The 13141-nt window shown below is 57.2% G+C and carries 8 protein-coding genes; 7 read left to right on the forward strand and 1 reads right to left on the reverse strand.

Annotated elements, in window-relative coordinates:
* Nucleotides 1-117: 117 nt before the first annotated feature.
* A complete protein-coding gene (gene tadA / locus AC1RKC_RS14040; RefSeq protein WP_371078877.1) occupies nucleotides 118-663 on the forward strand; it encodes a tRNA adenosine(34) deaminase TadA in 546 nt (181 codons plus the stop codon).
* Here the strand turns inward: tadA and mltF are convergent, their stop codons facing one another.
* Nucleotides 664-2124 (reverse strand): membrane-bound lytic murein transglycosylase MltF, encoded by a 1461-nt coding sequence (mltF, locus tag AC1RKC_RS14045; RefSeq protein ID WP_041415604.1) that lies wholly within the window; start codon nucleotides 2122-2124, stop codon nucleotides 664-666.
* A 276-nt stretch (nucleotides 2125-2400) separates the two neighbouring features.
* Here mltF and purL point away from each other — a divergent pair, with 276 nt between their 5' ends.
* From purL to glnB, 6 genes are all read left to right on the forward strand, one after another.
* On the forward strand, nucleotides 2401-6294 hold the full coding sequence (gene purL / locus AC1RKC_RS14050) for a phosphoribosylformylglycinamidine synthase (protein ID WP_200898911.1): 3894 nt from the start codon (nucleotides 2401-2403) through the stop codon (nucleotides 6292-6294).
* A gap of 803 nt (nucleotides 6295-7097) precedes the next feature.
* Complete coding sequence (locus AC1RKC_RS14055; protein WP_020828188.1) at nucleotides 7098-8534, forward strand: sensor histidine kinase; 1437 nt, start codon at nucleotides 7098-7100, stop codon at nucleotides 8532-8534.
* Nucleotides 8535-8536: 2 nt separating this feature from the next.
* Complete coding sequence (gene qseG / locus AC1RKC_RS14060) at nucleotides 8537-9406, forward strand: two-component system QseEF-associated lipoprotein QseG (protein WP_020828187.1); 870 nt, start codon at nucleotides 8537-8539, stop codon at nucleotides 9404-9406.
* Nucleotides 9403-10740, forward strand: a complete 1338-nt coding sequence (glrR, locus tag AC1RKC_RS14065) for a two-component system response regulator GlrR (RefSeq protein ID WP_020828186.1) — start codon at nucleotides 9403-9405, stop codon at nucleotides 10738-10740. The genes qseG and glrR overlap by 4 nt, the downstream gene beginning before the upstream one ends.
* A 128-nt stretch (nucleotides 10741-10868) precedes the next feature.
* Nucleotides 10869-12491 carry an NAD+ synthase gene (locus AC1RKC_RS14070; RefSeq protein ID WP_020828185.1) on the forward strand — a complete coding sequence of 541 codons (1623 nt, stop codon included), beginning with the start codon at nucleotides 10869-10871 and terminating at the stop codon, nucleotides 12489-12491.
* Between the two features lie 10 nt (nucleotides 12492-12501).
* A complete protein-coding gene (glnB, locus tag AC1RKC_RS14075; RefSeq protein ID WP_004847623.1) occupies nucleotides 12502-12840 on the forward strand; it encodes a nitrogen regulatory protein P-II in 339 nt (112 codons plus the stop codon).
* Nucleotides 12841-13141: the final 301 nt, after the last annotated feature.

Genomic DNA, 13141 nt, shown 5'->3' on the forward strand with positions numbered 1-13141 from the left:
AGTATATACCGGTTGAATTTCAAGCGATAGAAAGTCGCACTGCCGCCGTTTTCTGGGGGACAAATATATTCACCCCGGTTAACACAGGCGCAGCAAGCATCGCCCCTACTGTGTATAATGCCCGCCGCAAAGTGCACGAGGAATGATGCAATGACTGAATATAACGATGAATACTGGATGCGTCAGGCATTGCGGCTGGCCCTGCGTGCGCAGGAAGAGGGAGAGGTGCCGGTCGGGGCGCTGTTGGTACTGGACAATCAGGTGATTGGCGAAGGCTGGAACCGGCCGATTGGCCGCCACGATCCGACCGCGCATGCAGAAATCATGGCGCTGCGGCAGGGCGGGGCCGTGTTGCAGAATTACCGCCTGTTGAATGCGACCTTGTACGTGACCCTGGAGCCGTGCGTGATGTGTGCGGGGGCGATGGTGCATAGCCGCATTCGTCGATTGGTTTACGGTGCTGCCGATGTGAAAACCGGGGCAGCGGGATCGCTGGTGGATATTTTACGCCATCCCGGTATGAATCATCAGGTGGAGATCCTCTCCGGCGTGCTGGCCGAGGAATGCGCAGCTACCTTGAGCAACTTTTTCCGCATGCGCCGTGAACAGCAAAAGGCGTTGAAGCAAGCGCAACGCGCGCAGGCAGATAAGGACCCTGAATAATCAGAAGTTAAGTGCCAACTCCGGCGCCACGGCCGGATAGCCTTTCCCCAGCTCCGCCTGTTCGGCCGCTTCCTGCGCCGCCTTTCTTTCCCTTTCTTGCAGATACCCCACCAGGCTGACCTGATAGCGGCGGATGTTTTCCACGTAGTTATAGGCTTCGCGTCCGCGCGCATAGCCGTAGGTCAACTGCGGGTAGTAGCGCTTCTGGCTGAGCATCGGCAGGCGCTGTTTGACGTCGACCCAACTGTCCGGGTTGCCTTTTTGCATTTTGGTCAGCTTGCGGGCGTCGAGCATATGGCCCCAGCCCATGTTGTAGGCCGCCAGCGCAAACCAGATACGCTCATCTTCCGGCACGCTGTCGGGCACCTTGGCCATCAGCCGCTGTAAATAGAGTGCGCCGCCCTGAATGCTCTCCTCGGGATCGAGGCGATCGTTAACCCCCAGACCGTCGGCGGTGGCCCGCGTCAGCATCATCAGACCACGAACGCCGGTGGGTGAAGTGGCCTGCGGATTCCAGTGCGATTCCTGATAGGCAATGGCGGCCAGCAGCTTCCAGTCGATCTCGCTGGCGTATTTTTCAAACAGCGAACGGAAGGTGGGCAGAACCGAATCTATCGCCGACAGGAAGGTTTTGGTATCAACGTAATCGAAACTGCCCACGTGGCCGAGGTATTTCTCTTCCAGCCGCGCCAGCGTGCCGTCATCCACCATCTGGCTGTAAAAATCCAGCATGGCCGCGTACAGGCTGTCGTCGGTGCCGCGCTTCAGGTACCAGGTGACAGGTTCTTCATCGGTGACGTCGAAAGCCACCGCCAACTGCGGATGGATGCGCTGCAGCAGGGCGATGGTCACGGAGTCGCCGAGGGTGTAATCCAGTTTGCCGTCGGCGACCTGCTCGAGCAGCTCTTTGGAGGTGAGATCGCTGGAAGCTTCCCAACTGAGGTCCGGGAACTTACTTTGTTTGAGCTGTTTCAGCGTGCTGACGTGTGCCGAGCCGGAGGCGACCGCCAGCTTGCCTTTAATATCGGCAAAGCTTTTGGGGCGTGCGGTACCCAGGCGATAAACCAACTGCTGGGAAACGGAATAGTAAGCAGGGCCGGTTCGGGCGCGACTGAGACGATCCTGATTGTAGATCAGGCCGGCGGCCAGCAGGTCGGCATCGTCATCGTCCAGATCGTCGAACAGGTCGTTGATGTTCTTATGCGGGATCACCACCAATTTCACCCCCAGATAGTTGGCGAAACGTTTCGCCAGCTCGTAGTCGAGGCCACTTGGCCCCTGCTTGGTGGTGAAATAGGTTAACGGCGAGTTTAGCGTACTGATACGCAACTCTCCGCGGGATTTGATCTCTTCGAGTTGCCCGCCCTGGCCGCCGCGCCAGGTAATATTGGGCCACAGGGCGAGCGCCAGAAGCAGGGTGACAACACCGATTAGAATGTAGTTTATTTTAAGGCGTTTCAAATAGTTATCCAGTGGTGGCACAGGTGCACTGCCGATTGTCATCACGCTTTTTCTTATGGTTAAATCACCAGTGCCGGGGCATTTTGCGCAACAAAACGCCAGCGTGCAACTTTATTGATACGTTATGACAATTCGATGGCGCGAACAGCTTTTATCAATAATAGCTACGCAAACGGTTTCGTCTGTCGCGCAGATTCTCTATAATGGCGCGCGTTTTCCCCCTGTTGCGCCCAATGAAGTGCTGAAGTCAGTTGCTTCGAAGACGAGAGAACTTTGATTATGGAAATACTGCGTGGTTCGCCCGCTTTGTCGGCTTTTCGTGTTACCAAACTGTTGTCCCGCTGTCAGGACGCCCAACTTCCGGTCAGTGATATCTACGCCGAGTACGTCCACTTTGCCGATGTTAGCGCACCGCTCAATGCCGAAGAACACGGCAAGCTCACGCGCCTGCTCAAGTACGGTCCCTCTCTCGCCGAACATGCCCCTGAAGGTCGCCTTCTGTTGGTGACACCGCGTCCGGGCACCATTTCTCCCTGGTCTTCCAAAGCCACCGATATCGCCCATAACTGCGGTTTGAAGCAGGTGGTGCGGTTGGAGCGCGGTCTGGCGTTTTACGTCAAGGCACCGACGCTGACTGAAGCGCAGTGGCAACAGCTTGCCGCATTGCTGCATGACCGGATGATGGAAACCGTCTTCAGCAGCTTGCAACAGGCAGAACAGCTGTTTGCTCAGCATCAGCCGGCGCCTTATCAGGCGATCGATATGCTGGGGGAAGGGCGCAGCGCGCTGGAACAGGCCAACCTCAAGCTCGGTCTGGCGCTGGCCGAAGACGAAATCGACTATCTGCTGAATGCCTTTACCGGGCTGGGGCGCAACCCGACGGATATCGAACTCTATATGTTCGCGCAGGCCAACTCGGAGCACTGCCGTCATAAAATTTTCAACGCCGATTGGATCATCGACGGCGAACAGCAGCCGAAGTCGCTGTTCAAAATGATCAAAAACACCTTCGAACAGACGCCGGATTATGTGCTGTCGGCTTATAAAGACAACGCCGCCGTGATGGAAGGTTCGCAGGTTGGCCGTTTCTTCGCTGCGCCGCAAAGCGGTCAGTATGACTATCATCAGGAAGAGGCCCATATCCTGATGAAGGTGGAAACCCATAACCACCCGACGGCGATCTCCCCGTGGCCGGGTGCCGCTACCGGTTCCGGTGGCGAGATCCGCGACGAAGGCGCTACAGGTCGCGGTGCCAAACCCAAAGCAGGTCTGGTGGGTTTCTCGGTTTCCAACCTGCGCATTCCCGGCTTCGAGCAGCCCTGGGAGCAGGATTTTGGCAAGCCGGATCGCATCGTAACCGCACTGGATATCATGACCGACGGCCCACTGGGCGGCGCGGCGTTCAATAATGAATTCGGCCGTCCGGCGCTGGTGGGATACTTCCGTACCTACGAAGAACAGGTTAACAGCCATAACGGCGTCGAGCTGCGCGGTTATCACAAACCGATCATGCTGGCGGGCGGTATCGGCAACATCCGCGCCGATCACGTGCAAAAAGGTGAAATCACTGTCGGCGCCAAACTGGTGGTGCTGGGTGGCCCGGCGATGAACATCGGTCTGGGCGGCGGCGCAGCCTCTTCTATGGCCTCCGGCCAGTCCGACGCCGATCTGGATTTTGCCTCGGTACAGCGCGACAACCCGGAAATGGAGCGCCGCTGCCAGGAAGTGATCGACCGCTGCTGGCAGTTGGGCGAACAGAACCCGATTCTGTTTATCCACGATGTGGGAGCGGGCGGTTTGTCTAACGCCATGCCGGAGCTGGTCAGCGACGGTGGCCGCGGCGGCCGTTTCGAACTGCGCGATATCCTTAACGACGAACCGGGCATGAGCCCGCTGGAAGTCTGGTGCAATGAATCGCAGGAACGCTATGTGATGGCGATTGCCCCGGCGCAGATGGCGCAGTTCGACGAGATTTGCCGCCGTGAGCGTGCCCCTTATGCGGTGATCGGTGAAGCCACCGAAGAACAGCATTTGACGCTGAACGACAGCCATTTCGACAACCAGCCGATCGACATGCCGTTGGACGTGCTGCTGGGCAAAACGCCGAAGATGACGCGCGACGTGACTCGTTTGCAGGCTAAAGGCCAGCCGGTACAGCGCGAAAACATTACTCTGGCCGATGCGGTAAAACGCGTTCTGCACCTGCCGGCAGTTGCCGAGAAAACCTTCCTGATCACCATCGGCGACCGTACCGTGACCGGCATGGTGGCACGCGATCAGATGGTCGGTCCATGGCAGATCCCGGTAGCCGACTGCGCGGTTACCACCGCCAGCCTGGACAGTTACTACGGTGAAGCGATGTCGATCGGCGAACGTGCGCCGGTTGCCCTGCTGGACTTTGCCGCTTCCGGCCGTCTGGCGGTGGGGGAAGCGCTGACCAACCTGGCGGCGACCGAGATTGGTTCGCTCAAGCGCGTCAAACTTTCCGCTAACTGGATGGCGGCAGCCGGTCACCCGGGTGAAGATGCCGGCCTGTATGAAGCGGTAAAAGCGGTGGGCGAAGAGCTTTGCCCTGCGCTGGGCATCACCATTCCGGTGGGTAAAGACTCAATGTCGATGAAAACCCGCTGGCAGGAAGGCAACGAGCAGCGCGAAATGACGTCGCCGTTGTCCCTGGTGATCACTGGTTTTGCCCGCGTGGAAGATGTTCGCCACACCGTGACGCCACAACTGCGTACCGACAAGGGCGACACGGCATTGCTGCTCATCGACCTGGGTAACGGCCATAACGCGCTGGGCGCCACTGCGCTGGCACAGGTTTACCGTCAACTGGGCGACAAACCGGCCGATGTGCGTAACGTCGAGCAACTGGCAGGCTTCTTCAACGCGATGCAACAATTGGTCGCCGACCGCGCACTGCTGGCCTACCACGACCGCTCCGACGGCGGCCTGTTGGTGACGCTGGCGGAAATGGCGTTTGCCGGCCACTGCGGTGTACAGGTAGATATTCAAGGGTTGGGCGACGACGCGCTGGCAGCGCTGTTCAACGAAGAGTTGGGCGCGGTGATCCAGGTGACGGCCGATCGGCTTGAAGCGGTCCAGCAGGCGTTTGCTCAGCATGGCCTGACGGACAATGTGCACCACATCGGCAGCGTACAGGCCGGCGATCGCTTTGTGATTACCCAGGGCGACAAACCGGTGTACAGCGAAAGCCGTGCCACGTTACGCACCTGGTGGGCGGAAACGACCTGGCAGATGCAGCGCCTGCGCGATAACCCTGAATGTGCCGATCAGGAGCACCAGGCCAAGCAGAATGAACGCGATCCTGGCCTGAACGTCAAACTGAGCTTCGCACCTGAAGAAGATATTGCGGCACCTTATATCGCCAAGGGGGCTCGTCCTAAAGTGGCGGTACTGCGCGAGCAGGGCGTTAACTCCCACGTTGAGATGGCGGCGGCATTCCATCGCGCCGGTTTTGATGCGGTGGACGTTCACATGAGCGATCTGCTGGAAGGGCGCCGTGACCTGCAGGACTTCCATACCTTGGTGGCCTGCGGCGGTTTCTCTTACGGTGACGTGTTGGGCGCAGGCGAAGGTTGGGCGAAGTCGATTCTGTTCAACGAGCGCGTGCGCGACGAGTTCGAATCTTTCTTCCACCGTCCGCAGACCCTGGCACTGGGCGTGTGCAACGGCTGTCAGATGATGTCGAACCTGCGCGATCTGATCCCCGGAGCCGAACATTGGCCGCGTTTCGTACGTAACCTGTCAGACCGTTTCGAGGCCCGTTTCAGCCTGGTGGAAGTGGCGGCCAGCCCGTCGCTGTTCATGCAGGGGATGGCGGGTTCGCGTATGCCGATTGCGGTATCGCATGGTGAAGGTCACGTCGAAGTGCGCGATACGGCACATCTGGCGGCGCTGGAGCATCATGGTCTGGTGGCGTTGCGCTTTGTCGATAATGCCGGTCAGGTAACGGAAAGCTACCCGGCCAACCCGAACGGTTCGCCGAACGGTATCACCGCCGTCACCAGCGCCAATGGGCGTGCGACGGTAATGATGCCGCATCCGGAGCGTGTGTTCCGCACCGTCAGCAACTCATGGCATCCGGAAGAGTGGGGTGAAGACAGCCCGTGGATGCGCATGTTCCGCAACGCCCGTAGGCAGCTGGGCTAAGCGATAACGCTGTGCTAGCCGAAAGGGACGCAAGAGATTGCGTCCCTTTTCTATTAAGGCTATGGCGAGGACGATGGCGGTTGTCTGCATTTTGCGACAGAGGGTATTTTCATTGTCTCTAAAAAGAGACACGTAACTTATTGATTTTTAATGACCTGAAATTAATTGGCTTAAGTTGTCGGTTTTTGGCGACAGGGCGGTGTTTTTTTCTTCGCCCGCATGCCTGAGAATGAGAGTGCTTTGGCATTGATTTTATTTATTTTACTTTAAATTCATTGTGTTAATAAATATATTGAAAAGTTGGCACGTTAAGTGCATTATTCTGCTCAGTTGCTCATTCAACTTTTTATGACGGCCCCGTAAATAGACGGAACAGTTGCCTCATAAGCCCCCCGAATGATGCCAAAGAAATGGTGCCTATCGTCCAACTAAACCGATAATAGCCGCGTAAGCGCTTTATCAAGCATCGGGCGACACGTGGAGTGAGGCACCGCCTGTATCCAACTGTGATGAGTGTTCATCAATTCCGGATACTTACGGATGCTATTCGTCCTATTCGATGCCAGCCATTGTGCTACATCACCCTGGGGACGAGAATTAAGGGCATCCACACTTTCTTGCGATGGGGCAGTCTTGCCCCAACGTCAAATACCAAAGCATGCTCACCACTCTTTACCGACAAGTTCTGACCCGTACTCCCTATCTATGGCCTGATTCTCCTTATTTCCTGACGCTCCGCTGAACGCCGGGCTTTCCTCTCATCGGCGACTCGGTTAGCATCGAAGCAGACTAGAGACAATGAGATGATTTCGTTGAAAAGATGGCGTTTATTTCCCCGTTCGCTACGTCAACTGGTGTTGATGGCGTTCTTGCTGGTGCTGTTGCCGCTGCTGGTGTTGGCCTATCAGGCTTACCAGAGCCTGGATCACCTCAGCGCCCAGGCGGCGGACATTAACCGCACTACGTTGGTGGATGCACGACGCAGCGAGGCGATGACCAGCGTGGCGTTGGAAATGGAGCGTAGCTATCGCCAATATTGCGTGCTGGTGGATCCCACACTGGCGCGCCTCTATCAGAATCAGCGCAAACAGTATTCGCAAATGCTGGATGCCCATGCCCCAATCCTGCCGGATGAACGCTACTATCAAACCTTGCGCGATCTGTTGACTCAACTGGCAGCGATTAAATGCCAAAGCAGCGGTCCGGATCCGCAGGCTTCCACGCTGTTAGAATCGTTTTCACGCTCCAATGCCGAGATGGTACAGGCCACGCGCGCCGTGGTGTTTTCCCGTGGCCAGCAGTTACAGCAGGCGATTGCAGAGCGCGGTCAGTTCTTCGGCTGGCAGGCGCTGATGCTGTTTTTGGTCAGCGTGATGCTGGTGGTATTGTTCACCCGCATGATTATCGGCCCGGTCAAGGCGGTAGAGCGAATGATCAACCGTTTGGGGGAAGGGCGAGCCTTGGGCAGTACGGCTTCCTTTAAAGGGCCGCGTGAATTACGTTCGCTGGCACAGCGCATTATTTGGTTGAGCGAGCGCCTGGCCTGGCTGGAGTCGCAGCGCCATGAGTTCTTGCGCCATATCTCGCATGAACTGAAAACGCCGCTGGCCAGCATGCGTGAAGGCACCGAACTGCTGGCAGATGAAGTGGCAGGGCCGCTGACCTCCGATCAAAAAGAGGTGGTGACTATCCTCGATCAAAGCAGCCGACACCTGCAGCAACTGATTGAACAACTGCTGGATTACAACCGCAAGCTGGCCGATGGCCCGGCGGAACATGAAAATGTCGAGTTGACCGAAATGGTCGAGATGGTCGTGGCTGCGCACAGTTTGCCGGCCCGGGCAAAAATGATCCGCACCGAGATCCAACTGGATGCGGAAATATGCTGGGCAGAGCCTACTCTATTAATGCGCGTGCTGGATAATCTCTACTCCAATGCGGTGCACTACGGCAAGGAATCCGGTAACATTTGGATCCGCAGCCGTCAGGTTGGACAACGGGTGCAGATTGATGTCGCCAACAGCGGCACGCCAATCCCCGAGGCCGAGCAAACCATGATTTTCGAGCCTTTTTTCCAGGGTAGCCACCAGCGAAAAGGGGCGGTAAAAGGAAGCGGTCTGGGGCTGAGCATCGCGCAGGATTGTATCCGCCGGATGCGCGGTGAACTGCAGCTGGTTGAAGTCGCCGGCACAGACGTCTGTTTCCGTATTGAATTGCCATTAACCGCCGAGAATGAATAATAATGTACACATGGTCTAAACGCCTTCGTCTTACGCAGACCGAACGTTCACCGCGTGCCGCACTGGGTACGCCACTCGGCAAGCGTCGATTTTCTTTTTTAGGCAGCGTGCTTTTTATGCCGTTTCTGTTGGCAGGCTGTGTCGATCGCGCAGTCAGCGGTGGTCTGAATCAACCGCAGCAGGAAGCGATCCCGGACACCAAAGTGGTGGATTACCGCATTGCGGCCTGTGACAGTCTGTGGGCGCTGGATGATAAAGATGCGTTGAATAATTCACTGTACTGGCTGCGCGCTATGGACTGTGCCGATCGTATCGGTTCAACCCAGGCACGTGCGCTGGCGAAAACTCTACCCGGCAACAGCTGGGACGGAATTTTCAAACAGAGCATTCTGCTGGGCAGCGCCGAACCGACTTCGGGCGAGCGCCGTCAGATTATCGATCGCCTGAACAGCTATCGCCTGGAGTTCCCAAGCTCGCTGCGCCCGCTGCTGCAGTTGTGGCGTCAACAGCAGGTACTGCAGGTCACCCTGTTTGATGAAAAAGCACGTTATCAGCACCTGCAGGAAAGCTCCGACAGCCAGATAGATCTGCTACGCCAGAATCAAATACGCCTACAAGCGCAGCTGCAGGATACGTCACGCAAGCTGGAAAACCTGACCGATATCGAACGTCAGCTCTCTTCGCGCAAGCAGCTGCAAAGTGAAATCCCGGATAACAGCGGGACACAGCCAAAAACCGACGCAGCGGGCAAGAAAGTGGCGCCGGCCAAGGCCGAAGAATCGGACGCCGAGCCGGAAAAGGGCACCGCCCTGCCGGTCGAGCCGGAAGATACCTACGCGCCGCCCGTTAATAAGGAGTCTCACGCGCAATGACAGCACGCAAACCGGCCAATTTGTTATTGGTTGACGACGATCCCAGCCTGCTCAAGCTGTTGGGCATGCGCCTGACCAGCGAAGGGTTTCATGTCACCACCGCCGAAAGCGGCCAGGAAGCGCTGCGCCTGTTAGGGCGCGAGAAGATTGATCTGGTGATCAGCGATCTGCGGATGGATGAAATGGACGGCATGGCGCTGTTTGCCGAGATCCAAAAGCACCAACCGGGCATGCCGGTGATCATCCTGACCGCCCACGGTTCGATCCCGGACGCGGTGGCGGCCACTCAGCAGGGGGTGTTCAGCTTCCTGACCAAACCGGTGGACCGCGATGCGCTCTACAAAGCCATCGACGAAGCGCTGTCCCAATCATTACCGGCCGGTGACGACAGCTGGCGTGAGGATATCGTCACCCGCAGCCCTATTATGCTGCGCCTGCTGGAGCAGGCAAAAATGGTGGCGCAGTCAGACGTCAGCGTCTTGATCAACGGCCATAGTGGCACCGGTAAAGAAGTGTTGGCACAGGCGATCCACGGCGCCAGCCCGCGCGGCAAGAAGGCGTTTATCGCCATTAACTGCGGTGCGTTGCCGGAGCAACTACTGGAGTCCGAGCTGTTCGGTCATGCCAAAGGGGCGTTTACCGGCGCGGTCAGCAGCCGTGAAGGTTTGTTCCAGGCGGCGGCAGGTGGGACGCTGTTCCTCGACGAGATTGGCGATATGCCGCTTTCGCTGCAGGTGAAGTTGTTGCGCGTGCTGCAGGAACGCAAGGTGCGTCCGCTGGGCAGTAACCGCGATCTGGACATCGATGTACGCATTATTTCCGCTACCCACCGCGATCTGCAAAAGGCGATGGCGAAAAATGAATTCCGCGAGGATTTGTATTATCGCCTCAACGTGGTGAACCTGAAGATCCCGGCGCTGAACGAGCGGGCCGAGGATATTCCGCTGCTGGCCAATCATCTGCTGCGCGAATCTGCCAAGCGACACAAGCCGTTTGTCCGCAGCTTCTCTTCGGACGCCATGAAACGCCTGATGACCGCCACCTGGCCGGGCAACGTGCGCCAATTGGTGAATGTGATCGAGCAGTGCGTGGCCCTGACTTCCGCACCTGTTATCAGCGAAGCGCTGGTAGAGCAGGCGCTGGAAGGGGAAAACACCGCCTTGCCGACCTTTGTCGAGGCGCGTAATCAGTTTGAATTGCATTATTTACGCAAACTGTTGCAGATCACCAAGGGTAACGTCACCCAGGCCGCGCGCATGGCGGGTCGTAACCGTACCGAGTTTTATAAATTGCTGTCGCGCCATGAACTGGACGCCAACGACTTTAAAGAATGATGTTTTCCGCCGCGGCCTGCGCACGCAGGTTCTCAACAAACGCGGCGGAATGATTTACACTCCGTTCTCAATTGCTGGCATGACCAAACGCAAAGCACCATGGAACGTATTAAGCGGGACCCTAAACAATGAGCAGATCACTTTCCATCGCACTGGCCCAGTTGAATCTGTTGGTCGGTGACATCGAAGGCAACACCGAACGAATGTTGCAAACCGTGCAACAGCAGCAGAAGGCGGGAGCCGATCTGGTCATGTTCACCGAACTGGCGCTGTCCGGCTATCCGCCGGAAGACCTGCTGTATCGCAACGATTTTTACCAACGTTGTGACGAGCAACTTCTGCGTTTGCAGCAGGCCTCCACCGACGTGGCGATCCTGGTCGGCCACCCGTGGCGCGAAGGCGACAAACTCTATAATGCGCTGTCGCTGTTTTCTGAAGGGCAATTGCTGGCGCGTTACTTCAAGCAGCAGTTGCCGAACTACGGCGTATTCGATGAGAAGCGCTACTTCCAGGCCGGTAACGACACCTGCGTGGTTGAGCTGAAAGGCTACCGTTTGGGCCTGCTGATTTGCGAAGATCTGTGGTTCCCGGAGCCGGTGGATGCCGCCAAGGCCGCCGGAGCCGAAATGATTCTGTCGATCAACGCCTCACCTTACAACCGCGAAAAACCGTACATCCGTAAAACCCTGATGGCCGGTCATTGCCAGCGCACCCATTTGCCGCTGGTCTATCTGAACCAGATTGGCGGACAGGATGAACTGATTTTTGACGGTTGTTCGAAAGTCTTCGACGCGGCTGGCAACATGACCCATCGCCTGGCGGCGTTTGCCGAGCAGGTAACCCTGCTGGAATTCAACGAGCTGGACGTGGTGCCGATGACCGCTCCGGCCGCCGAGCTGCCGCAGTTGGCACAGGTCTATGAAGCCCTGGTGCTGGCGGTGCGCGATTACGTGACCAAAAACGGCTTCAAGGGTGCCGTGCTGGGGCTTTCCGGCGGTATCGATTCGGCGTTGACGCTGGCGATTGCCGTCGACGCGCTGGGCAAAGACAAGGTGCAGGCGCTGATGATGCCGTTCCGTTATACCGCGGACATCAGCATTGCCGACGCCAAGGAAGAAGCGGAAATCCTGGGCATTGAATTCGATATCGTTTCGATTGAACCGATGTTCGACGCCTTTATGGGCCAGCTGACGCCAATGTTCGCTGGGACCGAGCGTGATACCACGGAAGAGAACCTGCAGGCGCGCTGTCGCGGCGTGGTGTTGATGGCGCTGTCCAACAAGCGTCGCAGCATCGTGTTGACTACCGGCAACAAAAGCGAGATGGCCGTAGGTTACGCCACGCTGTATGGTGATATGGCCGGTGGCTTCGACGTGTTGAAGGACGTGCCTAAAACGCTGGTGTTCAAGCTGTCCGAATACCGCAATACCGTCTCTTACGTGATCCCGCAGCGCGTTATCGATCGTCCACCGTCCGCCGAGCTGGCGCCGGATCAGCTCGATCAGGACAGCCTGCCGCCGTACGACATTCTGGATGCGATTCTGGAAGGTTACGTCGAGCGCGATAAATCGGTTGCCGATCTGGTGGCCGAAGGCTTCGACGAGGCGATCGTTCGCAAGGTGATACGCCTGGTGGATATTAACGAATACAAGCGGCGTCAGGCCGCCGTCGGGCCGCGCATCACCGCCCGCAATTTCGGCAAAGACCGCCGCTACCCAATCACATCCGGCTTTGGCCGCAAAAATTGGTAAAGGAAAGAAGATGAAAAAGATCGACGCTATTATCAAGCCGTTCAAACTGGATGATGTCCGTGAAGCGCTGGCTGAAGTTGGCATTACCGGGATGACCGTGACCGAAGTGAAAGGCTTCGGCCGTCAGAAAGGGCACACTGAGCTGTACCGTGGCGCTGAGTACATGGTCGATTTTCTGCCGAAGGTGAAAATTGAGATCGTCGTGGCCGACGATATCGTCGATACCTGCGTGGAAACCATCATGCAGACCGCGCAGACCGGTAAAATCGGCGACGGTAAAATCTTTGTCTTCGACGTGGCGCGCGTAGTGCGTATCAGGACCGGCGAACAAGACGAAGAAGCTATTTAATGTGATCGTCTACCGAGCACCGCCAGCTTGAGTTTGGGCTGTGCTCGGCCTCCTCGTGTACTGCGTGTACACTCCGGGGCACTGCGCGCAGGCCGCACCCAATCTGGCTGGCGCTCGCTACGCCCCAAATCTCCTTCAACCTCTCCGCTGTTCTGATTGTTTTCATTATTAGCATTCTAAAAAAGCGAAGGCTATCGCGTTTTTGATACTTTTCCCGATCGCTTTACGCGCGGCGTCTACACTCAACTCAAATATTTTGATTAAGGCGATCCCCAATGAATGTCAAGTTGCGGCTAGGCGG

It is taken from the genome of Serratia sp. GW822-FHT06E05, assembly GCF_058799445.1.